This is a genomic window from Tunicatimonas pelagia, assembly GCF_030506325.1.
GTDB lineage: Bacteria > Bacteroidota > Bacteroidia > Cytophagales > Cyclobacteriaceae > Tunicatimonas > Tunicatimonas pelagia.
In genome coordinates this window covers 5790359-5814027 of sequence record NZ_CP120683.1, presented here as the reverse complement: position 1 = coordinate 5814027, position 23669 = coordinate 5790359, and the positions used below count along the sequence as shown (strand labels likewise).

Annotated in this window: 37 protein-coding genes; 2 read left to right on the top strand and 35 right to left on the bottom strand. The window is 44.2% G+C overall.

Features of this window, described 5'->3' with window-relative positions:
• Positions 1-33 precede the first annotated feature (33 nt).
• Complete coding sequence (locus P0M28_RS24950; RefSeq protein WP_302206040.1) at positions 34-1623, bottom strand: acyl-CoA carboxylase subunit beta; 1590 nt, start codon at positions 1621-1623, stop codon at positions 34-36.
• 97 nt (positions 1624-1720) lie between these two features.
• Here P0M28_RS24950 and P0M28_RS24945 point away from each other — a divergent pair, with 97 nt between their 5' ends.
• Positions 1721-2662 carry a Ppx/GppA phosphatase family protein gene (locus tag P0M28_RS24945; protein WP_302206039.1) on the top strand — a complete coding sequence of 314 codons (942 nt, stop codon included), beginning with the start codon at positions 1721-1723 and terminating at the stop codon, positions 2660-2662.
• Between the two features lie 58 nt (positions 2663-2720).
• Positions 2721-3806 (top strand): Ldh family oxidoreductase, encoded by a 1086-nt coding sequence (locus tag P0M28_RS24940; RefSeq protein WP_302206037.1) that lies wholly within the window; start codon positions 2721-2723, stop codon positions 3804-3806.
• Here P0M28_RS24940 and P0M28_RS24935 read toward each other — a convergent pair.
• From P0M28_RS24935 to fusA, 34 genes are all read right to left on the bottom strand, one after another.
• Entirely contained in the window at positions 3796-4386 is a 591-nt protein-coding gene (locus tag P0M28_RS24935; protein ID WP_302206035.1) for a hypothetical protein, read from the bottom strand. The genes P0M28_RS24940 and P0M28_RS24935 overlap by 11 nt on opposite strands.
• Positions 4367-4660 (bottom strand): FtsB family cell division protein, encoded by a 294-nt coding sequence (locus P0M28_RS24930; RefSeq protein ID WP_302206034.1) that lies wholly within the window; start codon positions 4658-4660, stop codon positions 4367-4369. Before P0M28_RS24930 ends, P0M28_RS24935 begins: the two co-directional genes overlap by 20 nt.
• Before the next feature lie 68 nt (positions 4661-4728).
• A complete protein-coding gene (gene eno / locus P0M28_RS24925; protein ID WP_302206032.1) occupies positions 4729-6003 on the bottom strand; it encodes a phosphopyruvate hydratase in 1275 nt (424 codons plus the stop codon).
• A 31-nt stretch (positions 6004-6034) separates the two neighbouring features.
• The gene (gene carA, locus P0M28_RS24920; RefSeq protein WP_302206030.1) at positions 6035-7141 is read right to left on the bottom strand and encodes a glutamine-hydrolyzing carbamoyl-phosphate synthase small subunit; all 1107 of its coding nucleotides are present in this window, start codon (positions 7139-7141) and stop codon (positions 6035-6037) included.
• Positions 7142-7242: 101 nt separating this feature from the next.
• Entirely contained in the window at positions 7243-7941 is a 699-nt protein-coding gene (rplQ, locus tag P0M28_RS24915) for a 50S ribosomal protein L17 (RefSeq protein ID WP_302206028.1), read from the bottom strand.
• A gap of 33 nt (positions 7942-7974) precedes the next feature.
• Positions 7975-8967 carry a DNA-directed RNA polymerase subunit alpha gene (locus P0M28_RS24910; RefSeq protein ID WP_302206027.1) on the bottom strand — a complete coding sequence of 331 codons (993 nt, stop codon included), beginning with the start codon at positions 8965-8967 and terminating at the stop codon, positions 7975-7977.
• A 36-nt stretch (positions 8968-9003) separates the two neighbouring features.
• The gene (gene rpsD, locus P0M28_RS24905; RefSeq protein WP_302206025.1) at positions 9004-9615 is read right to left on the bottom strand and encodes a 30S ribosomal protein S4; all 612 of its coding nucleotides are present in this window, start codon (positions 9613-9615) and stop codon (positions 9004-9006) included.
• A gap of 25 nt (positions 9616-9640) precedes the next feature.
• The gene (gene rpsK / locus P0M28_RS24900; protein WP_302206023.1) at positions 9641-10033 is read right to left on the bottom strand and encodes a 30S ribosomal protein S11; all 393 of its coding nucleotides are present in this window, start codon (positions 10031-10033) and stop codon (positions 9641-9643) included.
• Positions 10034-10103: 70 nt separating this feature from the next.
• Positions 10104-10481, bottom strand: a complete 378-nt coding sequence (gene rpsM, locus P0M28_RS24895; RefSeq protein WP_302206021.1) for a 30S ribosomal protein S13 — start codon at positions 10479-10481, stop codon at positions 10104-10106.
• Between the two features lie 2 nt (positions 10482-10483).
• Positions 10484-10600, bottom strand: coding sequence for a type B 50S ribosomal protein L36 (gene ykgO / locus P0M28_RS24890; protein ID WP_240428247.1), 117 nt, complete (start codon positions 10598-10600; stop codon positions 10484-10486).
• A gap of 8 nt (positions 10601-10608) precedes the next feature.
• Entirely contained in the window at positions 10609-10827 is a 219-nt protein-coding gene (infA, locus tag P0M28_RS24885; protein ID WP_302206019.1) for a translation initiation factor IF-1, read from the bottom strand.
• Positions 10828-10837: 10 nt separating this feature from the next.
• Complete coding sequence (gene secY / locus P0M28_RS24880; RefSeq protein ID WP_302206017.1) at positions 10838-12157, bottom strand: preprotein translocase subunit SecY; 1320 nt, start codon at positions 12155-12157, stop codon at positions 10838-10840.
• A gap of 6 nt (positions 12158-12163) precedes the next feature.
• Complete coding sequence (gene rplO / locus P0M28_RS24875; protein WP_302206015.1) at positions 12164-12610, bottom strand: 50S ribosomal protein L15; 447 nt, start codon at positions 12608-12610, stop codon at positions 12164-12166.
• Position 12611: 1 nt separating this feature from the next.
• The gene (gene rpmD / locus P0M28_RS24870; protein ID WP_302206014.1) at positions 12612-12791 is read right to left on the bottom strand and encodes a 50S ribosomal protein L30; all 180 of its coding nucleotides are present in this window, start codon (positions 12789-12791) and stop codon (positions 12612-12614) included.
• Between the two features lie 4 nt (positions 12792-12795).
• Positions 12796-13311 carry a 30S ribosomal protein S5 gene (gene rpsE, locus P0M28_RS24865; protein WP_302206013.1) on the bottom strand — a complete coding sequence of 172 codons (516 nt, stop codon included), beginning with the start codon at positions 13309-13311 and terminating at the stop codon, positions 12796-12798.
• A 3-nt stretch (positions 13312-13314) separates the two neighbouring features.
• Positions 13315-13668, bottom strand: a complete 354-nt coding sequence (gene rplR / locus P0M28_RS24860; RefSeq protein WP_302206011.1) for a 50S ribosomal protein L18 — start codon at positions 13666-13668, stop codon at positions 13315-13317.
• A gap of 9 nt (positions 13669-13677) precedes the next feature.
• Entirely contained in the window at positions 13678-14229 is a 552-nt protein-coding gene (rplF, locus tag P0M28_RS24855) for a 50S ribosomal protein L6 (RefSeq protein WP_302206009.1), read from the bottom strand.
• A 12-nt stretch (positions 14230-14241) separates the two neighbouring features.
• Entirely contained in the window at positions 14242-14643 is a 402-nt protein-coding gene (gene rpsH / locus P0M28_RS24850) for a 30S ribosomal protein S8 (protein WP_302206007.1), read from the bottom strand.
• Positions 14644-14723: 80 nt separating this feature from the next.
• A complete protein-coding gene (gene rpsN, locus P0M28_RS24845) occupies positions 14724-14993 on the bottom strand; it encodes a 30S ribosomal protein S14 (RefSeq protein WP_302206006.1) in 270 nt (89 codons plus the stop codon).
• A gap of 3 nt (positions 14994-14996) precedes the next feature.
• A complete protein-coding gene (gene rplE / locus P0M28_RS24840) occupies positions 14997-15569 on the bottom strand; it encodes a 50S ribosomal protein L5 (RefSeq protein WP_302206004.1) in 573 nt (190 codons plus the stop codon).
• A 2-nt stretch (positions 15570-15571) separates the two neighbouring features.
• Positions 15572-15904 carry a 50S ribosomal protein L24 gene (rplX, locus tag P0M28_RS24835; protein ID WP_302206003.1) on the bottom strand — a complete coding sequence of 111 codons (333 nt, stop codon included), beginning with the start codon at positions 15902-15904 and terminating at the stop codon, positions 15572-15574.
• Positions 15905-15906: 2 nt separating this feature from the next.
• Positions 15907-16275 (bottom strand): 50S ribosomal protein L14, encoded by a 369-nt coding sequence (rplN, locus tag P0M28_RS24830; protein WP_302206002.1) that lies wholly within the window; start codon positions 16273-16275, stop codon positions 15907-15909.
• 3 nt (positions 16276-16278) lie between these two features.
• Positions 16279-16542 (bottom strand): 30S ribosomal protein S17, encoded by a 264-nt coding sequence (rpsQ, locus tag P0M28_RS24825; protein WP_302206001.1) that lies wholly within the window; start codon positions 16540-16542, stop codon positions 16279-16281.
• A gap of 3 nt (positions 16543-16545) precedes the next feature.
• On the bottom strand, positions 16546-16746 hold the full coding sequence (gene rpmC / locus P0M28_RS24820) for a 50S ribosomal protein L29 (protein WP_302206000.1): 201 nt from the start codon (positions 16744-16746) through the stop codon (positions 16546-16548).
• Between the two features lies 1 nt (position 16747).
• Positions 16748-17170: a 50S ribosomal protein L16 gene (gene rplP / locus P0M28_RS24815; protein ID WP_302205999.1), complete on the bottom strand. Its 423-nt coding sequence runs from the start codon at positions 17168-17170 to the stop codon at positions 16748-16750.
• 11 nt (positions 17171-17181) lie between these two features.
• A complete protein-coding gene (gene rpsC / locus P0M28_RS24810) occupies positions 17182-17916 on the bottom strand; it encodes a 30S ribosomal protein S3 (RefSeq protein ID WP_302205998.1) in 735 nt (244 codons plus the stop codon).
• Positions 17917-17924: 8 nt separating this feature from the next.
• A complete protein-coding gene (gene rplV, locus P0M28_RS24805) occupies positions 17925-18296 on the bottom strand; it encodes a 50S ribosomal protein L22 (protein ID WP_302205996.1) in 372 nt (123 codons plus the stop codon).
• Between the two features lie 2 nt (positions 18297-18298).
• Positions 18299-18577, bottom strand: coding sequence for a 30S ribosomal protein S19 (gene rpsS / locus P0M28_RS24800; RefSeq protein ID WP_302205994.1), 279 nt, complete (start codon positions 18575-18577; stop codon positions 18299-18301).
• Positions 18578-19405 carry a 50S ribosomal protein L2 gene (rplB, locus tag P0M28_RS24795; protein ID WP_302205992.1) on the bottom strand — a complete coding sequence of 276 codons (828 nt, stop codon included), beginning with the start codon at positions 19403-19405 and terminating at the stop codon, positions 18578-18580. It lies immediately after the preceding gene.
• Between the two features lie 12 nt (positions 19406-19417).
• Positions 19418-19705, bottom strand: coding sequence for a 50S ribosomal protein L23 (gene rplW, locus P0M28_RS24790; protein WP_302205990.1), 288 nt, complete (start codon positions 19703-19705; stop codon positions 19418-19420).
• Between the two features lie 2 nt (positions 19706-19707).
• Positions 19708-20352: a 50S ribosomal protein L4 gene (gene rplD, locus P0M28_RS24785; protein ID WP_302205988.1), complete on the bottom strand. Its 645-nt coding sequence runs from the start codon at positions 20350-20352 to the stop codon at positions 19708-19710.
• A gap of 21 nt (positions 20353-20373) precedes the next feature.
• Positions 20374-21012: a 50S ribosomal protein L3 gene (rplC, locus tag P0M28_RS24780; RefSeq protein ID WP_302205986.1), complete on the bottom strand. Its 639-nt coding sequence runs from the start codon at positions 21010-21012 to the stop codon at positions 20374-20376.
• Between the two features lie 228 nt (positions 21013-21240).
• A complete protein-coding gene (gene rpsJ / locus P0M28_RS24775; RefSeq protein WP_302205985.1) occupies positions 21241-21546 on the bottom strand; it encodes a 30S ribosomal protein S10 in 306 nt (101 codons plus the stop codon).
• A 5-nt stretch (positions 21547-21551) separates the two neighbouring features.
• Positions 21552-23669: an elongation factor G gene (fusA, locus tag P0M28_RS24770; protein WP_302205983.1), complete on the bottom strand. Its 2118-nt coding sequence runs from the start codon at positions 23667-23669 to the stop codon at positions 21552-21554.

Below are 23669 nucleotides of genomic sequence, written 5' to 3'. Positions count from 1 at the left end.
TACTAAGCAATGTCGGTAGCCAATAGTGTTTCTCTACAACGGAATGTTTCCGTGTTTCTTCTTCGGCAATTTATCCACCTTATTTTCTAGCATCTCAAACGCTAGCAGCAGCTTGGTTCGGGTATCTTCGGGGTAAATTACCTCGTCAACGTAGCCTCGACTGGCGGCTCGGTACGGGTTAGCAAAAGTTTCGGTATACTCGTCAACTTTCTTCTGTAGTTGTTCTTCCGGGTTTTCCGCTTGCTTAATTTCTCTCTTAAAAATAATTTCCGCCGCTCCTTTGGCTCCCATCACCGCAATTTCAGCCGATGGCCAAGCGTAGTTCATATCCGCTCCAATGTGCTTCGAATTCATCACATCGTAGGCTCCGCCGTAAGCTTTGCGGGTAATCACCGTTACGCGGGGCACCGTGGCTTCGCTAAAAGCGTAGAGCAATTTCGCTCCGTTAGTAATAATAGCGTTCCATTCCTGATCAGTGCCAGGCAGAAAGCCGGGTACATCTTCCAACACCAGCAACGGAATATTAAATGAATCACAGAAGCGGACAAATCGGGCTCCTTTTTTACTAGCGTTAATATCCAACACTCCGGCTAAGCTCGCCGGCTGGTTTCCCACAATTCCGATACTTCTTCCGCCCAACCGGGCAAATCCGACAATAATATTTTCGGCGTAATCTTGGTGAACTTCCAAAAAGCTATCTGTATCAACAATCCCTGCTACTACCTCTCGCATATCGTAGGGTTGGTTGGGATTGTCTGGCACAATGTTATTGAGAGCCGGTCGTTGCTCACTTTCCTTAGCCGAATACGGTAATTGAGGCGGATCTTCTTCGCAATTTTGGGGCATATAAGAAAGCAACTGCTGAATACGCCGGATGCACTGCAACTCATTAGCATCGCGGAAGTGTGTAACTCCGCTCTTGGTACTGTGGGTCATTGCTCCTCCCAATTCTTCTGAGCTTACTTCTTCGTGGGTTACGGTTTTCACTACATTTGGCCCGGTGACAAACATGTAGGAGGTATTTTCCACCATCAGAATAAAATCGGTAATAGCGGGCGAATACACGGCTCCCCCGGCACAAGGCCCCATCACCGCTGAGATTTGGGGGATTAAACCGGAGGCTAACGTATTCCGGTAAAAAATATCTGCATAACCGCCCAGCGAAACTACGCCTTCCTGAATACGCGCCCCACCCGAATCGTTCAGACCAATCACCGGGGCTCCGTTTTTCATCGCCAGCTCCATAATTCGGACGATCTTCTCCGCGTGCGCTTCGGACAGCGACCCTCCGAACACCGTAAAGTCTTGGGAAAATACGTATACCAGTCGCCTACTGATTCGTCCATATCCTGTCACTACTCCGTCGCCTAAGAAGCGCTGTTTCTCCAACCCAAACTCGTGGGATCGGTGTTCTACGAATTTTCCTATCTCCTGAAAACTTCCTTTGTCCAGCAGTAACTCCAGCCGTTCGCGAGCGGTGAGTTTACCTTTATTGTGCTGAGCATCGATGCGTTTTTGACCTCCACCCAATTCAGCATCTTGGCTTTTTTGGGCTAGAATACTGTTTTTTTCGGCTCTTGTATCGCCGTTATTGGTAGATGAACCTCTGGGCTGTTTTTCCATGTTGTAGTTTTCATTCAGGCATTTCAAAGATAGCGTAAAACCTTAATTTTGCACCCTTTGCATGACATAAGCGTTTATTTATTCCGTTAATAATTACATGAATAATTTCGTCGCAACTATTGATCTGGGTACCAATACCTTTCACTTATTAATAGCCGAAATACAACCCAGTAAAAATTTTAGTATTATTTATCGGGAGCGTATTCCGGTGATGATTGGGCAAGGAAGTATTAATCAAGGATTTATTACCCCTGAAGCCGAAGAACGAGCTTTAGCCGCCTTGACAAAATTCAGGCTTAAACTGGAAGATCATCAAGTTCCGATTGATCGCGTTCATTGCACGGCGACCAGTGCTTTCCGCAATGCTAAAAATGGGCAAACATTAGTGGCTAAGATTAAGCAAAAAACGGGCATTGTGGTAAATGTCATTTCGGGCGATCAGGAAGCAAAGTATATTTACTACGGGGTGCGTCAGGCAATTGCTTTATCCAGTGAGAATTCACTGATTATGGACATTGGAGGTGGAAGCGTAGAGTTTATTCTTTGCAATCAAGAGCAAATTCTGTGGAAGCAAAGCTTCGAGATTGGTGCTCAACGGCTGCTTGATCGTTTCGATATTCAAGACCCTATCACTGAAGATAATATTCAGGCACTGAAAGGTTATTTCTCAGAAAAGCTAGTCCCGCTTTCAGCTATCGTTGAACGGCATCGCCCTAAAATACTGGTTGGCGCATCCGGTACCTTCGATACCTTAAGTGAGATTTATCAGCATCGGGATACTATACAAGTGGAAGCAGGTGCTACTGAGCTCCCATTAACTCAAGCAGCATTCCAACGGATGTTGCAAGACTTTTCCCGATTGAACCGAGCGCAACGACTAGCCATTCCGGGAATGATTGAAATGCGGGTGGATATGATTGTACCGGCGGCTTGGCTGATTCAATACGCACTGGAGACCTACCAGATTCATACTATTCAAATCTCATCCTACGCTTTGAAAGAAGGTTTAGTTACCCAGTTAGCCCAACGGTTTAGCTAATTCAGATTATTCTATATTTTTGTCGTACCTACTGTGCCCACTGCACTGCCTAATCACTATGGAACATTTCTCCGCTGACTCGCTTTCCGATTTTTCTACGGCTATCTTTAAGAAAATAGGCTGCTCTACCGAACAGGCCGAATTAGCCGCCCGTGTGCTTGCTTCTGCCGACCTACGAGGTATTGACTCCCACGGCATTGCCCGACTGATTGGCTATGTCAGGCTATGGGAGAAAGGTAGAATCAATGCTCGGCCTAACATCACCACCGTACACCAAACCCCCAGCACCGCGGTAGTAGACGGAGACCAGGGACTCGGATTGGTAGTTGCTCCCGAAGCCATGAAAATTGCGATGGAAAAAGCGGCAAAAGTGGGCACTGGCTGGGTAGCCATTCGAAATTCTAATCATTTTGGTATAGCGGGGTATCACGCTATGCTTCCGTTGCAGCAAGATATGATTGGTGTGGCGATGACCAACGCCAGCCCGCTGGTGGCTCCTACTTTTTCTAAAGACCGATTACTGGGTACAAACCCCATTGCCGTAGCAATCCCCGCAGGCACCGAACCCCCTTTCGTGGCTGACTTTGCTACTACCACGGTAGCCAATGGTAAACTGGAAATCCTCCAGCGGAAAAGTCAGTCGGCACCGTTGGGTTGGATCCAAACTAGCGACGGAGCACCCTCTCAAAACCCGAAAGAAGTAGCTAACGGTGGGGCACTGCTACCATTGGGAGGTGATAAAGAACACGGCAGCCACAAAGGATACTGCTTAGGTGCTTGGGTTGATATTTTTTCGGCGGTACTGTCCGGGGCAAATTACGGTCCTTGGGTGCCTCCTTTTGTGGCTTTTCTAGAACCTTCGGCTAATCCGGTAGGTAAAGGAATGGGACACTTTGTAGGAGCAATGCGGACCGATGCTTTTCGTCCGGTTGAAGAGTTTAAGCAGCACATGGACCAGTGGATTGGTGCTTTCCGCAGTGCCCAGCCAGCAGATGGTCAGGAGAAAGTACTGATTCCGGGCGACCCGGAGCGAGAGCAAGAGGTGCTAAGAAAGAAGCAGGGTATTCCGCTACTACCGCCAGTAAGCGATAGTCTTCGTCAGCTATCCGAAAAATTTGGGATAGCGTTTCCGGCTAAAGTGTAAGACCTACGTTAAAAACCCAAGGACTATTGTAAGGCGACCGAATATTATCGTGACTAAGGTTGTAAAATGCTCCAACCATAATACCAGCCCGTTGACCAATTGGTTGAAACAAGCCTCCGCCAACAAACAATCCAGGAACCCACTCTCGGGTAACAGGCGTCCGGGGATCACCGGTAGGGAACTCTACACTGAGATTTTCGTACTCAGATTGCAAAAAGAACTGCCGACTGATTACGTAGCGAGCAAAAAACCGAGGGCCATAGATGCTCGAAGCCTCAAACCCCCGTACTTTAAAATAGCGATACGTAAAGCCTGGCCCGGCCGTAAAATTATTCGTAAAGCGGTAACCCACCATCGGTGATACCTCAATGTAGGTTATCGTACCAAATTGTAGACTAAAATTTCCTCCCGGTGCTAGTTTATCGAGAATAGACGGTCTCTGATAATAACTCTCATCTTCCTCTTGCACTTGATCTTCGCCTTCTTCCTGAGCGACAGAAAATTGACTGATACCAATCACTCCCCAGAGTAGCAGTATCAGTTTTAGTCGGTTCGTAGTTTTACTGTTTTTCCAGTACATATACATCCTCGCTGGGCTTCTTCATTAAGTATTTCTCCCGGGCAAACTTCTCTAGCATGGCATCGTCGGTCAGCAATTTCTTGCGGTCACCTTTCACTTTCTCTATTTCCTGTTCATAAAAGGCCTTTTCCTGTTCTAGAGAACGTATCTCTTGGCTTCTTTGGAACTGAGAGGGCAGATCATTGATGTCGAGAAAAAACATCCAAAGCAGAAAACCCAAGGTAAAGAGGAAGAAAAAATTTCTCAGCCACGACGGTATTTTCGGTATTTCCATGTTCGTTTAGTTATAACAATATACCTAATTTTACCGGAAAAATATTCTTCCTCTTGCGTCCTACTGTTTTACAGCAGTTGATTGGGGTAAAATGCGGTCAATCCTAGCGCTTCTTCAATACGGATGAGTTGGTTATATTTCGCCATCCGATCAGAACGGGAAGCTGACCCAGTTTTTATTTGCCCGGTATTAAGAGCAACGGCTAAATCAGCAATTGTATTGTCTTCGGTCTCACCCGAACGATGTGACATCACGCTCTTATAACCATTTCTTTTCGCCAAATTTACCGCGTTAATGGTCTCGGTTAGAGTACCAATTTGGTTCACTTTAATAAGAATAGCATTGCCAATATGTTCGTCAATACCTCGCTGTAGTCGGTTTACATTGGTTACAAAGAGGTCATCACCTACTAGCTGCACTTTATCGCCAATACTTTCGGTGTGGGCTTTCCAACCGTCCCAATCATCTTCGTGCATTCCGTCTTCAATAGAAATAATGGGGTACTTATCCACCCAATCTTTCCAGTAATCAGCCATTTCTTGCGAAGATAGCTTATCACCGGTAGAAGAGAAGTGATAGATTTTGTTCTCCTCGTCGTAGAACTCGGATGAAGCAGCATCCATCGCAATAAACATCTCTTCGCCGGGTTTGTATCCAGCATTCTCGATAGCTTGCAGCACCACCTCAATTGCTTCTACATTGGATTCGATATTCGGGGCGAAACCGCCCTCATCGCCTACGTTGGTAGAGAGATTCTTATCTTTTAGTACTTTTTTCAGGTGGTGAAACACTTCCGTTCCCATGCGTAACGCTTCAGAAAAAGTTTCCGCCTTCACGGGCATCACCATAAACTCCTGAAAGTCAATCGCATTGTCAGCGTGGCTGCCACCGTTCAGAATATTCATCATAGGTACCGGTAGCGTGTTGGCGTTCACTCCGCCAATGTAGCGAAAGAGTGGTTGATGCACTGATTGAGCGGCTGCTTTGGCTACCGCCAGCGAAACTCCCAACATAGCATTGGCTCCCAAAACAGACTTATTATCTGAGCCATCTAGCTCAATCATTATCTGGTCAATCAGGTTTTGCTCAAACACCGAAACTCCTAAAAGTTTTTCTGCAATTTTAGTGTTGACATTTTCAACCGCCTTGGTCACTCCTTTCCCCATAAAGCGAGATTTATCGTCATCTCGCAACTCTACAGCTTCGTGCTTTCCGGTAGAAGCTCCCGATGGAACCGCCGCCCGCCCTAGTACGTCTTGAGCGGTAATAACATCTACTTCAACCGTTGGATTACCGCGAGAATCTAATATCTGTCGGGCGTGTATTTTCTTTATAATGCTCATTGTTTCGTTAATTTTTAATTTTAAAAAAGTTTTATTTCTCCATCAGTGCCACAAATTGATCAAATAGATAGCGGGAATCATGAGGCCCCGGTGAAGATTCAGGATGATACTGCACCGAAAAGGCTTTTTTGTTTTTCACCTGCAATCCAGCTACCGTATTATCATTAAGATTCAGGTGAGTTACTTCTACCTCGTCGGCACCTTCTGCCTTATCCAAGTCTACGGAAAAGCCATGATTTTGAGAGGTCATTTCACTCAAACCGGTTTTCAGATTTTTTACCGGATGGTTTAGACCGCGGTGCCCGTGGTGCATTTTGTAAGTAGCAATACCATTAGCCAATCCCAACAACTGATGGCCTAAACATATGCCAAACAAGGGATGGTCATTCTTAACAATTTCCTTCACCGTTTCCACGGCGTAGTCCATCGCACTGGGGTCACCCGGGCCGTTAGAAATAAAGAAACCATCGGGGTTCCACTCTAGCATCTCGGCGTAGGTAGTACGGGCCGGAAACACTTTGCATTGGCAGCCTCGCTTCAGTAGGTTATTCAGAATTGATGTTTTTATTCCTATATCCAACACTGCTACTTTAAGGGGCGCATCACTATCGCCGAGCAGAAAAGCTTCTTTGGTAGAAACTTCGCTGGATAGTTCTAACCCTTCCATCGATGGAACCTCGGCTAACTTATTTTTTAGCGATTCTACCGAAAGATCTTCGGAGGAAATAATGGCGTTCATCGCTCCTTTGGAACGAATATGCCGAACCAACTTCCGCGTATCAATATTGGTAATGCCCACTATTTGATGTTCTTCCAGATACTTTTGCAGATCGCTATCAGCCTGCTTACGGCTGTAGCCGTTAGAAAAGGAATTAACCACAATGGCGCGTATCTGCGGATGTTCTGACTCTTCTTCGGTATCCAGTACTCCGTAATTGCCAATATGAGCCGTGGTATTAACGATAATCTGACCGTAGTACGATGGGTCGGTATAAATTTCTTGGTAACCCGTCATGCCTGTATTGAAACAGATCTCTCCTCCACTCATCCCAATTTTACCAATGGCTTCACCCTCAAAGTGAGTGCCATCTTCTAAAAGTAGTACGGCGGGGCGTTGGGGTATTTCCGAATGCTGCATAGTGTTTAAGTTGGTGGCAAGTTTGTAAAATATGAAGTAAAAAAAAAGGGAATCATTCGTTTACCGAACAATTCCCTTTCTATGCTTACAAGGCTATTAAATTACCCTTTAGATTCTTTTTCATCATCTTCTTCAGAAGGTGCATCTTCTGCCTGGGGCTGATCATCTGATTCTACTTGCTCTTCAGTCGCTGTACTAGCTTCTACTTCCTGGGCTGTTTCAGTTTCAGCCTCAGTAGTAGTATCTTCAACCACCACTTCACCACTCAACTCTACAGTTTCCTCTTCTACTGCACTTTCCTCGGCAGTCTGAGGTTCTTCAGTTTCAGTTACAGCCTCAGAAGTGGCTGCCGCTTGAGTAGAAGTATCGATCTTCTTTTTACCCCCTCGTCGGCTTCGGCGAGTTTTGGTTTTGGCTTGCTTTTCTTCTTGGTTGTATATTTCGTTGAAATCAACCAGTTCAATCATGCACATTTCAGCGTTGTCACCCAAACGATTGCCTAGCTTGATAATCCGAGTGTACCCTCCTGGCCGTTCCGCTACTTTTTCAGCTACTTCGTCAAACAAAACCCGAGAAGAGTCTTTGTCCTTTAAGTAAGAAAAAACAACTCTTCGGGAATGAGTGCTATCTACCTTTGATCTAGTAATCAATGGTTCTACGTACTGACGAAGGGCTTTTGCTTTAGCCACAGTAGTCGTCAATCGCTTGTGAATAATGAGCGAAGATGCCATGTTCGCCAACGTAGATTTCCGATGCGAAGAGGTTCTTCCTAAATGATTAAATCGCTTGCCGTGTCTCATGGCTCTATTTCTTTACCACACCCAGTTGGGTGATTAATCTTCTTCTAACTTGTATTTTGTTAAATCCATTCCGAACGAAAGATTCTTGTCTTGAATGAGCTGCTCTAGCTCCGCCAGGGACTTCTTTCCAAAGTTTCGAAACTTCATCATATCTGATATTTCTAACTGAGCCAAATCGCCTAGCGTTTTCACATCAGCAGCTTTCAAGCAATTGTAAGCCCGCACTGAAAGATCTAGATCATTCAGTGGGGTTTTAAGAAGCTTACGCATGTGAAGCATCTCTTCATCTACTGCATCAGGTTCACCTTGCTGAGGCGACTCCAGCACCATACTTTGGTCAGAGAATAGCATGAAGTGCTTGATAAGAATATTGGCAGCACCTTTCAACGCATCTTCCGGGTGGATTGAACCATCGGTTTGAATGTCAATCAGTAACTGTTCAAAGTCAGTCTTCTGCTCAACCCGAGTATTCTCCACTTCAAACGTAACATTTTTAATAGGCGAGAATACGGCATCTAGCGGAATATATCCAGCATTCTGATCGTTTTGGCTATTCTCTTCGCTAGGAATATATCCTCTTCCTTTGTCCACGTACAGTTCTACCTCCAAATCTACGGAATCATCTAAGTGGGCGATTACGTGTTCTGGATTAAGAATCTCGAAAGAAGTGGTGTGATTTTGAATATCAGCACCAGTAAAAGTGCTTTGTCCCCGCAAAGGGATTACGACTTTATTTTCAACAAAATCTTCAGTTACTTTCTTAAAGCGAACCATCTTAAGGTTCAAGATAATTTCCGAAAGATCTTCTACTACACCGTCAATAGAAGAAAACTCGTGTAACACGCCCGGAATTTTAATACCCGTGATGGCGTATCCTTCCAAAGAGGAAAGAAGAATCCTTCGTAATGCATTACCTATCGTAACTGCGTACCCTCGCTCCAGTGGCTTAAAAGTAAAAAGGCCGTGAAAATTATCAGCCTTTTCCATCACCACTTTTTCGGGCATTTGAAATGCAAGTATGGACATAATTTGTGGGTAGTGATTATTATTTGTACTGTAAAATTATTTAGAGTAAAGCTCAACGATCAGTTGCTCCTGGATGTTTTCAGGAATATCTTCTCGACTAGGTTGTGAGCTGAAGCGACCAGTAAGCTCCTTGCCATCCCACTCCAACCAAGAATATTGCTTTACTTTTGGACTATGCGATGCTACACTCTCGGTCACTGCTAACAATGACTTTGACTTTTCTCGCACTCCTATCAAATCACCCGGCTTCAAGTGATAAGAAGGAATATTTACTACTTCGCCGTTTACGACAATATGTTTGTGCGAAACGAGCTGACGAGCACCGCGCCGGGTGGGTGCAATGCCTAAGCGATACACTACATTATCTAAGCGAGCCTCCAGCAATTGTAATAAAACCTCACCGGTAATACCTTTGCTACGACTTGCTTTATCAAATAAGTTAGCAAACTGACGCTCTAATACACCGTAGGTATACTTAGCCTTTTGCTTAGCCATCAGCTGCATAGCATATTCTGATTGCTTACGGCGTCTGCCCCGCCCATGCTGACCAGGAGGATAGCTCTTTTTTTGTAAAGCTTTGCTCGGCCCAAAGATGGGATCACCGAACTTACGGGCAATTTTTGTTTTAGGACCTGTATAACGAGCCATATAAACGAATGATCTTTATAATGAATTAAACTCTACGTCGCTTAGGAGGACGACAGCCATTGTGGGGAAGAGGAGTAACATCCTGAATCATAGTCACTTCTAAACCAGTATTCTGAAGAGTACGAATGGCAGACTCTCTTCCTGAGCCAGGCCCTTTTACGTACACTTCTACCTTTCTCATGCCCTGATCGTACGCAACCTGAGCACAGTTAGATGCTGCCATCTGGGCGGCGTAAGGAGTGTTTTTCTTAGAACCCCGGAACCCCATTTTTCCAGCAGATGACCAGGAAACAACCTGACCTGCCATGTTAGTAATGGAGATAATAATGTTGTTGAAAGAAGCTTTAATGTGAGCCTGCCCAACGGTATCAACCGCGACAACTCTCTTCTTACCTTTATCTTTTCTCTTTTGTGCCATAATATGATTGTGGCGACGCATTGCTCCGCGCGGCGGTCGCCACAACGGGTACTCTGCGTCGTTGCATAAATTACTTAGTAGCCTTTTTCTTATTAGCAACGGTCTTCCGCTTACCCTTACGAGTACGGGAGTTGTTCTTAGTATGCTGCCCTCGCAGAGGTAATCCTTTACGATGACGAAGCCCTCGGTAGCAACCAATATCCATCAATCGCTTAATGTTCAGTTGAACTTCAGATTTCAGAACCCCTTCTACCTTATGATTTTCAGAAATAATCTGGCGAATCTGATTCGATTCTTCATCATTCCACTCTCCCACTTTCTTATCAGGATCTACTCCTGCTTTTGCTAATATGCTAAGGGAAGCACTTCGGCCAATACCAAAAATGTACGTCAGCCCAACTTCGCCTCGCTTGTGGTCAGGAATATCAACTCCAGCAATTCTAGCCATAATTAACCTTGTCTTTGTTTGAACCGGGGGTTCTTTTTGTTAATAATATAAAGCTTTCCTTTTCGGCGAACGATCTTGCAATCGACACTTCGCTTTTTGATGGACGCTTTTACTTTCATGATTTCTTCTATTTATAGCGATAAACAATTCTTCCTTTGGTAAGATCGTAGGGAGACATTTCTAACTTCACTCGATCACCAGGTAAAATTTTAATATAATTCATTCTCATCTTACCCGAAATGTGGGCAATTACCTCGTGCCCGTTCTCTAACTCTACCCGAAACATTGCATTAGACAGTGCTTCTACAATGGTTCCGTCTTGTTCAATTGATGCTTGTTTTGCCATAGGTTCATTACTAAGCCACTGCTGCATTTTGCGATCGCCCTTTTACCCTTCCTGATTTCATCAACCCTTCGTAGTGGCGCATGAGTAAGTAGCTTTCTATTTGTTGTAGAGTATCCAGTATAACCCCTACCATAATTAAGAGCGAAGTTCCCCCGTAAAAGTAAGAGAAATCGGTAGTGACTCCCGCCACCATAGCAATAGCCGGCATAATAGCGATGATGGATAGAAAAACCGAACCAGGCAGCGTAATTCGAGATAATATGGTATCTAGAAAATCTGCTGTAGGTTTACCAGGCTTCACCCCCGGTACAAATCCACCGTTCCGCTTCAGATCATCTGCAATTTGGGTAGAGTTGATCGTAATTGCTGTGTAGAAGAAGGTAAATAAGATAATTAGTATACCAAAAACCACGTTGTATTGCCAGGAGGAAATATCCGCAAATGTCCGTCCAATAGAAGCTGCAATATCACTCTGATCAGCCCATATTCCAGCCAGCAGGCCAGGTAAGAACATTAATGATTGAGCAAAGATAATAGGCATTACTCCCGAAGCATTTACCCGTAGGGGAATATACTGTCGCTGTCCACCGTATACTTTATTACCAACTACTTGCTTAGCGTATTGAACCGGAACTCGCCGAATAGCTTGTGTCAGAATTACCGAAGCCATTACTACAAAGAATAAAGCTACAATTTCTAATACAAACAATAGAGCACCACTCATGCCTTTTGCTAATGCTTCCGCAACGATTGAACCCGGAAAGCGGGAGATGATTCCAATCATAATCAGCATGGAGATACCATTACCAATTCCTTTATCGGTAATTTTCTCACCTAACCACATACAGAAAATCGTGCCCGCCGATAATAAGATCATAGCCGTTATGGTGAACAGAGTCTGGTCGATCATAACTGCCTCATCTGGTACGGCATACGCTAAATATCCTACTGATTGACCCAGTGTAATCAGAATAGTAAGAACCCGAGTAATCTGGTTCATCTTCTTCCGACCAGAATCACCCTCCTTCTGCATTTTCTGGAAGTAGGGAACCGCAACGGTTAGTAGCTGGATAACAATAGATGCCGAAATGTACGGCATAATACCCAACCCAAAAATAGAGGCACGACTGAATGCACCACCTAAGAATGTGTTCAGAAGCCCGAAAATACCACTATCAGCTCCTTGCTCCAGTAGGTTAGGATCTACCCCAGGTAGAACCACAAAAGAGCCAAGACGGAATATAATAAGAAAGCCAATCGTATTTAAGATACGATTACGCAGTTCCTCAATAGAAAATATGTTCTTAATAGTGGTAATGAACTTCTTCATACACGCTTACAGTTTAACTGTTTCTCCTCCTGCTTTCTCAATCGCCTCTTTAGCCGACTTAGAAAAAGCGTGAGCTTCTACTTTCACTGATGCTGAAATTTCTCCGTCTCCTAGTATCTTAACTAAGTCTTTTTTTCCTGCCAACCCTACTGATACAAAGTCTTGGAAGGAGAGTTCGGACTTGCCTAACTTATCAACTACTCCTTGCAACTGCCCTACATTCACTACGTGATAAACCACTCTATTAGGTGATTTAAAACCGAACTTAGGAACCCGACGCTGTAGTGGCATTTGACCACCTTCAAAGCCTGCTTTTACTTTGTACCCTGATCGGGACTGAGCTCCTTTGTGACCTCGACCAGCAGTGCCACCCCAACCGGAGCCAGCTCCTCGGCCGATTCGCTTTTTATTTTTAACTGATCCTTCAGCAGGTTTTAAGTTACTAAGGTTCATACTAAACTTCTTTTACAGTTACGAGATGATTTACTTTTCGAACCATCCCCTGAATCTGAGGATTTGCTTCAACTTCTACTGTTCGGTGCAGCTTGCCTAACCCAAGTGCCTGTAATGTCAATTTCTGACGCTTAGGTTTATTAATTGCACTACGGACTTGGGTAATCTGGATCTTAGCCATTATTCTAGCCGTTAAATACTTTTTCTAACTCAATTCCTCGTTGTTCCGCTACCGAGTAAGCATCTCGCATAGTAGCTAATGCGTCAAAGGTAGCCTTAACTACATTATGAGGATTGGACGAACCCTTGGATTTGGCCAATACGTCGTTTACTCCAGCACTCTCTAACACAGCACGCATCGCACCACCGGCAATTACTCCGGTTCCAGGTGAAGCAGGCTTTAGCAGAACGAACCCACCGCCATATTTACCAATATTCTCGTGAGGAATGGTTCCCTTTAGAACCGGAACTTTCAGCAGGTTTTTCTTAGCATCATCTACTCCTTTAGTGATAGCATCGGTAACTTCATTAGCTTTTCCTAAACCATACCCAACAATCCCATCACCATTACCTACTACCACAATAGCTGAAAAGCTGAATCGCCGTCCACCTTTCACCACTTTGGCTACGCGCTTGATAGCAACAACTTTTTCTTTTAAATCTAATTCGCTGGCCTTAACTGACCGTACATTCTGTGCCATTCGTTAAAATTTTAGGCCACCCTCGCGGGCACCTTCTGCTAATGCTTTAACTTTTCCGTGGTAAATATATCCGTTTCTATCAAACACTACTGACTCCAATCCGCTTGCCACTGCCTTCTCGGCTAATTTCTTTCCAACGTTATTAGATACCTCAACAGTAGGGTTATTAAAACTTCCTAGCTCAGTTGAAGAGGCACTGGTTATCGTTTTACCCTGACTATCGTCAATAATTTGAGCGTAAATATTCTTATTGCTTTTATAGACTGACAGACGAGGACGTTCAGTGGTTCCTTGTATCTTGCGACGGATGCTCTTCTTAATTCGGCTCCGACGATTATTATTCTTACGAACTGGCATAATCTTCTATTATTTAGCCGCAGTTTTACCTGCTTTTCTTCTAACAATTTCGCCCACGAACCGAATGCCTTTCCCTTTGTAAGGCTCAACCGGACGCAAAGACTTAATCTTAGCAGCAACCTGCCCTACCAACTGCTTATCGTAACCTTCCAAAGTCACTATCGGGTTCTTCCCTTTGGCAGTTTCGGCTGTCACTTTAATTCCTTCGGGTATTTGCAAAAATATATTGTGAGAGTAGCCCAGGTTAAGTTCCAAGATATTGCCTTGAACATTGGCTCGATAACCAACCCCAACAAGTTCAAGTTCCTTTTTAAAACCTTCGCTTACTCCCTCTACCATATTAGCCACCAGCGACCGGTATAACCCGTGCAGCGACTTATGCCTCTTCTGTTCGGTAGGCCGAGACAAAGTAAGCTCACCCTCCTCAATCTTTACATCAAAATCAGCGTCTACGTGCTGAAATAGCTCTCCTTTGGGACCTTTCACTTTTACCAGGCTACTCTCCCGGCTCACAGAAACTCCTTCAGGAATACTTACTGGTTGATTTCCTATACGAGACATACTATACTATTATTAATATACGTAGCAAATAACCTCTCCGCCTACGTTCTGCTGCCGAGCTTCTTTATCAGAAATTACTCCTTTAGAAGTAGAAAGAATTGCTATACCCAACCCATTCAATACTCGAGGTAATTCATCAGCTTTAGCGTACTTTCTCAAGCCAGGCTTACTTACTCGCTCTAAGTGAGTGATAGCCGGAGTTTTCTTCAGAGGGTTGTATTTAAGGGCAATCTTGATTACCCCCTGATAGTTCACCCCTTCCTCAAATTTATAGTTTTGAATGTACCCTTTACTGTGTAAAACCTGAGTAATTTCTTTCTTCAAGTTAGAAGCAGGTATTTCAACAACTCTGTGATTTGCCTTAATGGCATTTCTCAATCGAGTTAGGTAATCAGCTATTGGATCTGTTATCATACTATTTTTCTTTGCCGCCTTAAAAAACGGATTGCAAAGGTAAGATTTTCTTCCCTTCGCAAAAAATATATTGCTATTTTTTACCAGCTTGCTTTGGTAACTCCCGGAATTTTCCCGTTTGAAGCTAGTTCACGAAAAGTAACTCGCGAAATTCCAAACTTCCGCATGTATCCTTTAGGCCGTCCGGTTAGCTTACAACGATTGTGCAACCGAACCGGTGAAGCATTTCTAGGTAGCTTATCTAAAGCTTCGTAGTCACCTTGCGCTTTTAATTCCGCTCGCTTTTCAGCATACTTTTCTACCAAGCGTTGGCGTTTTCTTTCTCGGGCGATAACTGATTTTCTTGCCATAATTTAAGATGCGTTTCGGTTTGCAAATGGCATTCCGAATGCTTTTAAAAGCTCGTAAGCTTCTTCGTCGGTATTTGCCGTAGTAACAAACGTAATGTCCATTCCTGAAATCCGGTTCACTTTATCAATACTGATCTCTGGAAATATAATTTGTTCTTTTACTCCTAATGTATAGTTGCCTCGTCCGTCGAACCCTTTATCGTTAATACCTCGAAAGTCGCGCACCCGTGGTAGAGCAACTGACATGAGACGATCCAAAAACTCGTACATGCGGCTGCCTCGTAGCGTTACTTTCGCCCCGATTGGCATAAATTCACGAAGCTTAAAGTTAGAGACTGATTTCTTAGCAATGGTAGGAACTGCTTTCTGCCCTGTAATTAAGGTCAGCTCCTCAACCCCAACATCTACCAGCTTCTTATCGGCCACAGCATCGCCGATTCCTTTGTTCACGGCAATTTTAACCAAGCGAGGCACCTGCATTACTGAAGAATACTCAAATTTTTCTTTCAGCTGAGAGGTGATTTCGTCCTGAAATTTCTGCTTTAAACGCGGCGTATATGTTTCAGTAGTTGCCATAATTAAATAAACTCTCCGGTTGCTTTGCTGTATCGTTGAATTTTCCCGCCATCATTCTTCTTTCTACCTACTTTAGTAGGCTCTCCGCTGGCCGGATCAATCAACATTACGTTACTAATATGTATGGGAGCTTCCTGTTGGTTGCGCCCTCCTTCTGGGTTCTGAGCGGAAGGTTTCACGTGTTTGGTAACAACGTTAACATCTTCTACTAATAGCTTATTGTCAGCTATTAGTACCGATACTACTTTTCCAGTCTTTCCTTTATCATTACCAGAAACCACTTTTACGGTGTCTCCAGATTTGATCTTTAGTTTCTTCTTTCTAAGCTTAGCCATAATTAAAGTACTTCAGGAGCTAGTGAAACAATTTTCATAAACTGCTTCTCGCGCAGTTCGCGAGCTACTGGTCCAAAAATCCGAGTTCCCCGAGGTTCATCGTTAGGGTTTAGCAGCACGGCAGCGTTCTCCTCAAACCGAATGTAAGAACCATCTTTACGACGAACTTCCTTTTTGGTACGAACAATTACTGCCTTAGAAACCGTCCCTTTCTTCAAATTGCTAGAAGAGATAGCCGATTTTACAGTTACTACAATTTTATCACCCACCGAAGCATAACGACGCTTCGTACCGCCTAGAACGCGAATACAAAGCACCTCTTTTGCTCCGCTATTGTCAGCTACATTTAGCCTAGACTCTTGCTGTATCATAATTTACTTAGCTCTTTCAATGATTTCTACTAAACGCCATCGCTTATTTTTACTTAGCGGACGGGTTTCCATAATACGAACCGTATCACCAATGCCACAATCGTTGTTCTCATCGTGGGCTAAAAACTTAGTAGTTTTCCGTACAAACTTACCGTAGATTGGGTGCTTCACCTTTCGCTCAACGGAAATAGTAATTGACTTTTCCATCTTGTTACTAAGAACTTGCCCAATACGTTCTTTGCGTAGATTACGTTCTTTCTGCTCCATGATCTATTCGTTGTTGGCTAGTTCTTGCGCCCGTAATGCAGTTTTAATGCGGGCAATAGTTTTACGAGAAGTTTTAATCTTCATTGGATTCTCAATTGGCGAAATAGCGTGAGCAAAGCGCAATCTAGTCAGATTATCCTGCTCAGATTTTAACGTTTCTGTTAGCTCATCCGCCGACATGGATTTAATTTCTTCGTTTTTCATATTACTTTCCTACGTAATCTTTACGAACAACAAACCTAGTACTTACCGGAAGTTTTTGGGCAGCTAACCGCAATGCTTCCTTAGCTATTTCCGTAGATACTCCCGATACTTCAAACATAATTCGCCCGGGTTTTACCGTAGCTACCCAATATTCAGGTGCTCCTTTTCCTTTACCCATTCGCACTTCGGCTGGCTTCTTAGTCACGGGTTTATCTGGAAAAATCCGAATCCACACCTGACCTTCTCGTTTCATATAACGAGTCATGGCAATACGAGCGGACTCAATCTGCCGACTGGTAATCCAGGCTGGCTCTAGTGTCTTTAATCCAAAGCTACCAAAAGCCACGGTATGTCCTCGTTGGGCTAACCCTTTAACTCGACCTTTCTGCTTTTTTCTAAATTTTGTTCTTTTCGGCTGTAACATAGCTGATTATCTTATCGATTTCTTCTTCGGCTTCGTCCACCTTCTCTGCGACGGTCGCCACGGCCACCGCCACCACTATTATTTCCACTCTGGTTGCCTACGTTGGGAGATAGATCGCGCTTACCAAATACTTCACCTCGGAAAACCCATACCTTAATACCAATTTTTCCGTAGATGGTATTTGCTTCGGAGATAGCGTAATCAATATCAGCCCGTAGTGTATGAAGCGGAATACGCCCTTCTTTGTATTGCTCGGTTCGCGCCATCTCCGCACCACCTAGTCGGCCAGAAACTTTAATTTTAATTCCTTCGGCACCTACTCGCAAAGCAGAAGCAATAGCTTGCTTCATGGCCCGACGGTACGATATTCTCGCCTGAAGCTGCTGGGCAATCGAGTCCCCAATAAGTTGGGCATCTAGCTCAGGACGCTTTATCTCGTAAATGTTAATCTGAATATCTTTCCCAGTAAGCTTCTTAAGCTCTTCTTTCAACTTATCTACTTCCTGACCGCCCTTACCAATTACAACTCCGGGACGAGCCGTATGAATTGTTAGCGTAATTCGCTTCAGAGTGCGCTCAATAATCACCTTAGAAACTCCACCTCGAGACAAACGAGCATCTATATATTTACGTATCTCATGGTCTTCTACCAGCTTGTCGGAAAAATCTTTCCCGCCGTACCAGTTAGAATCCCAGCCTTTAATAATTCCTAGTCGCAGTGCGATTGGGTTAACCTTTTGTCCCATAGTAAATTCTAGTCTTCAGATTGAATTTCTTGTTCAACAGCATTGCTGTCAATTATTAGCGTAACGTGGTTTGAACGCTTGCGAATACGGTGCGCTCTTCCCTGAGGAGCTGGGCGCAAACGCTTCAATATGCGGGCACCATCTACCCGAATCTCCTTAACATATAGATCGGCTTCGTCTGATCTTTCGTCCTCATTCAACTCTTGCCAATTAGCAATGGCCGAAACTAATAGCTTCTCCAGCTTAGCTGCTCCACTCTTTGGTTCAAACTTGAGAATATTTAATGCTTCGTATACATTTCTGCCCCGAATCATGTCAGCCACTAGGCGCATTTTGCGAGCCGAGGTAGGTTCATTACGTAATTTTGCTACCGCTTCCATAGTTATCGTCTGCCTTTATCTTTTTTGGAAATATGCCCCCGGAAATTACGGGTTGGAGCAAACTCGCCTAATTTATGACCTACCATATTCTCAGTGATGTACACTGGAATAAATTTATTCCCGTTATGAACAGCAAAAGTCTGCCCTACAAAATCAGGCGAAATCATAGAGCGCCGAGACCAGGTCTTGATTACTGACTTTTTATTGGACTGACTCATTGCTTCCACCTTTTTTTCCAGGCGGAAGTCTATATAGGGTCCTTTTTTTAGTGAACGTGCCATTTATTTCTTTTTCTTCCTGCTAATTATTAGACGATTCGAGTACTTCTTAGGTCGGCGGGTTTTGTACCCTTTGGCTATTACTCCATTTCGCGAACGAGGATGTCCACCTGAAGCTCTTCCTTCACCACCACCCATCGGGTGATCAACCGGATTCATAGCAACCCCACGGGTTCTAGGTCTACGGCCTAACCATCGCTTACGACCTGCCTTACCGTAAGAAACATTCATATGGTCGGTGTTAGATACCGAACCAATCGTAGCCACGCAGGTGGAAAGAATCATTCTCATCTCACCAGAGGGCAGTTTTACGGTTACGTATTTCCCTTCTCGAGCTAGTAGCTGAGCATAAGCACCCGCACCGCGCGCCATTTGACCGCCTTTGCCGGGAGTTAACTCAATGTTATGCACAATTGTACCCAGCGGAATAGCCGATAGGGGAAGGCAATTGCCTACTTCAGGGGCTACCGAAGCTCCCGATATTACCTGCTGACCAACTTTTAGTCCTGATGGGGAAATTATATATGCTTTCTCACCATCTTGGTACTCGACTAGCGAAATGAACGCCGAACGATTGGGATCGTACTCAATTGTTTTCACCGTAGCGGGTATATCTACTTTCTGCCGCTTAAAATCAATTAGGCGCAACTTGCGCTTATGCCCACCGCCTTTGTAGCGGGTAGTCATCCGCCCTTGATTATTTCGTCCGCCTGATTTTTTCAATGTAACTACCAATGAGCGTTCGGGCTTATTGGTAGTGATATCAGAAAAGTCAGGAGCTATTCTGTGTCGCTGTCCTGGGGTTATCGGCCTAAGTTTCTTAACTGCCATACTACCTCACAATTAAACGTTACTATAAAAATCAATAATATCCCCATCAGCCACTTGCACGACTGCTTTTTTGAAATTAGGGGACTTTCCGGAAATGACCCCGGACTTAGTATATCGGCTCTTGGATTTTCCCTGGTAGTTCATTGTCCACACTTTATCTACCGTTACACCGTACATCTTTTCTACCGCATCACGAATCTGTAATTTATTGGCGCGCCGGTCTACAACAAAACCGTACTTACCTTGTTCGTTTTGCTCCGATATCTTTTCGGTTACTAAAGGCTTTCTAAGAATGTTCATATCTAATTATCGTTAGCCTTTTTGTCATACATTTCTTTAAGCGTCTTCACCGCCTCTTCGCTCATAATTAGGTGGCGGGCATCTAGAATTTCGTAAGTATTCAATTTATTGGCCGTTACCACCTTAGCATTGGGAAGGTTACGAGCTGATAAAGCAATATTTCTATCTGGGCTGTCTAATACTAACAGTGATTTTCCGTTCTGAAGCGAGAGCGTAGAGAGCAACCCTAAGTAATTCTTGGTTTTGGGTGCATCAAAATTGAATGCTTCTAACACCGTGATTTGGTTATCCTTCGCTTTATATGATAAAGCTGACTTACGGGCTAGCTGCTTTACTTTCTTGTTTAGCTTAAATCCGTAGTTACGCGGACGAGGACCAAAAATACGACCACCTCCCCGAAAGATCGGCGACTTTATGCTACCCGCTCGAGCAGTACCCGTTCCTTTCTGACGTTTTATTTTGCGGGTAGACCCAGCAATCTCTGCCCGTTCTTTGGCTTTGTGTGTACCCTGACGCTGGTTAGCCATGTACTGTTTTACATCCAGGTAGATAGCATGGTCGTTAGGTTCTACCCCAAAGATGCTATCTTCTAGTGTGACTGAGCGCCCGGTTTCTTCTCCTTGAATATTTTTTACGGCAATTTCCATGTTGGAATTACTTCTTTATGATTATTTCTCTAAGACAACAGTTGAGTTCTTTGCCCCTGGCACTGAACCACTGATTAGCACTAAATTCTTTTCCGGGATGATCTTCAGCACCCGCAGATTAAGTAGCTTCACGCGGTCTCCACCGGTTCGGCCAGCCATTTTCATTCCTTTGAATACACGGGAAGGAAAAGAGCACGCACCAATTGATCCAGGAGCCCGTTGTCGGTTATGCTGACCGTGGGTAGCATCACCTACTCCACCAAAACCATGACGCTTTACCACGCCTTGAAAACCTTTTCCTTTAGATTTTCCAATAGCATCTACGAAGTCCCCTTCAGTAAATACATCGCCTACGGTAATTGAATTGCCAAGAGCAACCTGATCTTCCCCTTCAAATTCAACTCTAAAATCTCTAAACTCAACCAGCTTGGCCTTAGGAGTAGTTTTAGATCGCTTGAAATGTCCTTTCATTGCTGAAGAGACGTTTTTCTCCTTACGGTCGCCAAAACCCAACTGTACAGCATTGTACCCATCGGACTCCTCATTCTTTACGTGGGTTACTACACAAGGACCAGCTTCAATCACTGTGCAAGCAACGTTGCGACCTTGCTCATCGAAGATGCTGGTCATCCCAATCTTTTTTCCAATAATGCCTGACATTATACTATGGATGTAATTTTATTCTTAAAGATTCCTCTTTTCCGTAAAAGGACTGCAAATTTAGCGATTTACCTTAGCTTAACAAATTATTTTGTTGGTAAATAACTGACTCGTTGCAACGATTTACAAATACGACTAGTTCACTGATTTTTTACTAATTGGCATGAGATAAAAAATAACCAATCCCGGCTTTCGGAATTGGTTATCACTCAACAAATATTATGTGCTTTATACCTTAATTTCTACGTCTACTCCGCTAGGAAGCTCTAGCTTCATTAGGGCATCTACAGTTTTGCTGCTGCTAGAATAAATATCTACCAACCGCTTAAAGGTATTAAGTTGAAATTGCTCCCGCGCTTTCTTATTTACGTGCGGTGAACGTAGTACAGTAAAAATCTCCCGGCGGGTAGGCAATGGAATAGGACCACTCACTACTGCTCCGGTTGTTTTTACGGCTCGAACAATCTTTTCAGCGGATTTATCCACTAAATTATGGTCGTATGATTTTAGCTTAATTCTTATCTTCTGATTCATAGCTATTATTTTGACTCGCCTTTGGCGTTGGCAATAACCGTTTCGGCAATATTGGTAGGCACTGGATCGTAGTGCGAGAATGTAAGTGTGGCGGTAGCTCTACCGGATGAAATTGTCCGTAGATCAGTCACGTAACCAAATAGCTCGCTTAAGGGCACATCTGATTTAATAACCTGAGCAACTCCTTTACTATCCATTCCCTTCATAATTCCACGCCGGCGGTTCAGGTCGCCCGTTACTGATCCTGTGTATTCATCAGGGGTTACTACCTCTACCGACATAATTGGCTCGAGCAAAACCGGTTTTGCTTTTTTAGTCGCCTCTTTAAATCCTAGACGAGCAGCTAGTTCAAACGAAAGCGCATCGGAATCCACGTCATGGAATGACCCGTGGTACAGCCGAACCTTCATATGCTCAATAGGATAACCAGCCAACGGACCGTTGCTCATGGCTTGTGAAAACCCTTTTTGAATAGCGGGAATGAATTCTTTGGGGATAACCCCACCAACAATATTATTTACGAACTGAAGTCCGTCTTTAACTTCCTTCGGATCAGGCTCTTCATCAATCGGCCCTAGTTCAAACACAATGTCAGCAAACTTACCACGACCACCCGTTTGCTTTTTGTAGACCTCCTTGTGATCTACCACCGAGGTAATAGTCTCTTTGTAAGCTACCTGAGGTGCCCCTTGGTTGATTTCTACTTTAAACTCGCGACGCAGACGGTCAATGATAATGTCTAGGTGAAGCTCACCCATGCCCCGCAGAATAGTTTGCCCGGTTTCTTCGTCGGTATTTACCTGAAGTGTTGGGTCTTCTTCTACAAGTTTGGCTATGGCCATTCCTAGCTTATCTACATCGGCTTGCTTTTTAGGTTCAATAGCGTATCCAATCACCGGATCGGGAAAGTCCATTGATTCCAGCACAATCTTGTTATTCTGATCACACAGTGTATCGCCTGTTTTGATGTCCTTAAAACCTACTACCGCACCAATATCCCCCGCTCCCAAACTATCAATTTGATTTTGGTTCTTAGCGTGCATTTGGAAGATACGGCTAATTCGCTCTTTATTGTCAGAGCGAGTATTATAAACGTAGGAGCCAGACTCTAATACGCCTGAGTACGCTCGGATAAAACACAGACGCCCAACGTAAGGATCAGTCGCAATCTTGAAAGCCAAAGCCGAAAAAGGCTCATCAAAGTCAGGCTTACGAAACACCTCCTCTTCAGTATCAGGATTTGTTCCTTTGATTTTTTCACGATCGAGCGGTGAAGGACATAGAGCCATCACGTAGTCAAGCATGGTCTGCACCCCTTTATTCTTGAACGATGAACCGCAAAGCATAGGCACAATTGCCATATCGATAGTGGCTGCCCGTAAAGCGGTCAGTATTTCTTCTTCTGTAATAGAGTCAGGGTCATCGAAGAACTTCTCCATCAGGCTTTCATCGTACTCCGCTACTGCTTCCAGTAGTTTCTCCCGATACTCAGCCACTTCTTCTACCATATCATCCGGAATAGGCACTTCGGTAAATGTCATACCTAAATCTTCCTCGTTCCAAATAATACCGCGGTTATTCACTAGATCAACTACCCCTCTAAAGTTCTCTTCAGCACCAATGGGCAATTGAAGCGGAACTGCGTTGCTACCTAGCATTTCCTTTACCTGCTTGCACACGCCAAGGAAATCAGCCCCCTGGCGGTCCATTTTATTCACAAAGCCAATGCGAGCAACATTATAGTTGTTAGCCAAACGCCAGTTAGTTTCTGACTGCGGCTCTACTCCATCTACGGCACTGAATAAGAATACTAATCCATCTAGCACACGCAAAGATCGGTTCACTTCCACAGTGAAATCTACGTGTCCAGGAGTATCAATAATATTGATATGGTAATCTTTTTCTCGATAAGGCCATTTTACGGTAGTTGCTGCCGAAGTAATAGTGATTCCTCGCTCCTGCTCTTGCTCCATCCAATCCATAGTGGCAGCACCATCATGCACCTCACCAATTTTATGGCTTACCCCAGCGTAGTACAGAATACGTTCTGTAGTGGTGGTTTTGCCCGCGTCAATATGGGCAGCAATACCAATATTTCTAGTATATCGTAAATCGCGCTTCAT

What these genes read in the sequence shown, in the direction of transcription:
- P0M28_RS24935 (WP_302206035.1), bottom strand. Translation starts at nt 4,386, where the DNA reads ATGTACTGGAAAAACAGTAAAACTACGAACCGACTAAAACTGATACTG.
- P0M28_RS24940 (WP_302206037.1), top strand. Translation starts at nt 2,721, where the DNA reads ATGGAACATTTCTCCGCTGACTCGCTTTCCGATTTTTCTACGGCTATC.
- carA (WP_302206030.1), bottom strand. Translation starts at nt 7,141, where the DNA reads ATGCAGCATTCGGAAATACCCCAACGCCCCGCCGTACTACTTTTAGAA.
- rpsH (WP_302206007.1), bottom strand. Translation starts at nt 14,643, where the DNA reads ATGATAACAGATCCAATAGCTGATTACCTAACTCGATTGAGAAATGCC.
- rplF (WP_302206009.1), bottom strand. Translation starts at nt 14,229, where the DNA reads ATGTCTCGTATAGGAAATCAACCAGTAAGTATTCCTGAAGGAGTTTCT.
- rplV (WP_302205996.1), bottom strand. Translation starts at nt 18,296, where the DNA reads ATGGAAGCGGTAGCAAAATTACGTAATGAACCTACCTCGGCTCGCAAA.
- rplC (WP_302205986.1), bottom strand. Translation starts at nt 21,012, where the DNA reads ATGTCAGGCATTATTGGAAAAAAGATTGGGATGACCAGCATCTTCGAT.
- rpsM (WP_302206021.1), bottom strand. Translation starts at nt 10,481, where the DNA reads ATGGCTAGAATTGCTGGAGTTGATATTCCTGACCACAAGCGAGGCGAA.
- rpsQ (WP_302206001.1), bottom strand. Translation starts at nt 16,542, where the DNA reads ATGGAGCAGAAAGAACGTAATCTACGCAAAGAACGTATTGGGCAAGTT.
- rplP (WP_302205999.1), bottom strand. Translation starts at nt 17,170, where the DNA reads ATGTTACAGCCGAAAAGAACAAAATTTAGAAAAAAGCAGAAAGGTCGA.
- P0M28_RS24910 (WP_302206027.1), bottom strand. Translation starts at nt 8,967, where the DNA reads ATGTCCATACTTGCATTTCAAATGCCCGAAAAAGTGGTGATGGAAAAG.
- P0M28_RS24950 (WP_302206040.1), bottom strand. Translation starts at nt 1,623, where the DNA reads ATGGAAAAACAGCCCAGAGGTTCATCTACCAATAACGGCGATACAAGA.
- rpmD (WP_302206014.1), bottom strand. Translation starts at nt 12,791, where the DNA reads ATGGCTAAGATCCAGATTACCCAAGTCCGTAGTGCAATTAATAAACCT.
- eno (WP_302206032.1), bottom strand. Translation starts at nt 6,003, where the DNA reads ATGAGCATTATAAAGAAAATACACGCCCGACAGATATTAGATTCTCGC.
- rplX (WP_302206003.1), bottom strand. Translation starts at nt 15,904, where the DNA reads ATGGCTAAGCTTAGAAAGAAGAAACTAAAGATCAAATCTGGAGACACC.
- P0M28_RS24930 (WP_302206034.1), bottom strand. Translation starts at nt 4,660, where the DNA reads ATGGAAATACCGAAAATACCGTCGTGGCTGAGAAATTTTTTCTTCCTC.
- rpsE (WP_302206013.1), bottom strand. Translation starts at nt 13,311, where the DNA reads ATGGCACAGAATGTACGGTCAGTTAAGGCCAGCGAATTAGATTTAAAA.
- fusA (WP_302205983.1), bottom strand. Translation starts at nt 23,669, where the DNA reads ATGAAGCGCGATTTACGATATACTAGAAATATTGGTATTGCTGCCCAT.
- ykgO (WP_240428247.1), bottom strand. Translation starts at nt 10,600, where the DNA reads ATGAAAGTAAAAGCGTCCATCAAAAAGCGAAGTGTCGATTGCAAGATC.
- infA (WP_302206019.1), bottom strand. Translation starts at nt 10,827, where the DNA reads ATGGCAAAACAAGCATCAATTGAACAAGACGGAACCATTGTAGAAGCA.
- rplW (WP_302205990.1), bottom strand. Translation starts at nt 19,705, where the DNA reads ATGAACATTCTTAGAAAGCCTTTAGTAACCGAAAAGATATCGGAGCAA.
- rpsC (WP_302205998.1), bottom strand. Translation starts at nt 17,916, where the DNA reads ATGGGACAAAAGGTTAACCCAATCGCACTGCGACTAGGAATTATTAAA.
- P0M28_RS24945 (WP_302206039.1), top strand. Translation starts at nt 1,721, where the DNA reads ATGAATAATTTCGTCGCAACTATTGATCTGGGTACCAATACCTTTCAC.
- rpsJ (WP_302205985.1), bottom strand. Translation starts at nt 21,546, where the DNA reads ATGAATCAGAAGATAAGAATTAAGCTAAAATCATACGACCATAATTTA.
- rpsS (WP_302205994.1), bottom strand. Translation starts at nt 18,577, where the DNA reads ATGGCACGTTCACTAAAAAAAGGACCCTATATAGACTTCCGCCTGGAA.
- rpmC (WP_302206000.1), bottom strand. Translation starts at nt 16,746, where the DNA reads ATGAAAAACGAAGAAATTAAATCCATGTCGGCGGATGAGCTAACAGAA.
- rplB (WP_302205992.1), bottom strand. Translation starts at nt 19,405, where the DNA reads ATGGCAGTTAAGAAACTTAGGCCGATAACCCCAGGACAGCGACACAGA.
- rpsK (WP_302206023.1), bottom strand. Translation starts at nt 10,033, where the DNA reads ATGGCACAAAAGAGAAAAGATAAAGGTAAGAAGAGAGTTGTCGCGGTT.
- rplE (WP_302206004.1), bottom strand. Translation starts at nt 15,569, where the DNA reads ATGGCAACTACTGAAACATATACGCCGCGTTTAAAGCAGAAATTTCAG.
- rpsN (WP_302206006.1), bottom strand. Translation starts at nt 14,993, where the DNA reads ATGGCAAGAAAATCAGTTATCGCCCGAGAAAGAAAACGCCAACGCTTG.
- rplN (WP_302206002.1), bottom strand. Translation starts at nt 16,275, where the DNA reads ATGATACAGCAAGAGTCTAGGCTAAATGTAGCTGACAATAGCGGAGCA.
- rplR (WP_302206011.1), bottom strand. Translation starts at nt 13,668, where the DNA reads ATGCCAGTTCGTAAGAATAATAATCGTCGGAGCCGAATTAAGAAGAGC.
- secY (WP_302206017.1), bottom strand. Translation starts at nt 12,157, where the DNA reads ATGAAGAAGTTCATTACCACTATTAAGAACATATTTTCTATTGAGGAA.
- rpsD (WP_302206025.1), bottom strand. Translation starts at nt 9,615, where the DNA reads ATGGCTCGTTATACAGGTCCTAAAACAAAAATTGCCCGTAAGTTCGGT.
- rplO (WP_302206015.1), bottom strand. Translation starts at nt 12,610, where the DNA reads ATGAACCTTAGTAACTTAAAACCTGCTGAAGGATCAGTTAAAAATAAA.
- rplD (WP_302205988.1), bottom strand. Translation starts at nt 20,352, where the DNA reads ATGGAAATTGCCGTAAAAAATATTCAAGGAGAAGAAACCGGGCGCTCA.
- rplQ (WP_302206028.1), bottom strand. Translation starts at nt 7,941, where the DNA reads ATGAGACACGGCAAGCGATTTAATCATTTAGGAAGAACCTCTTCGCAT.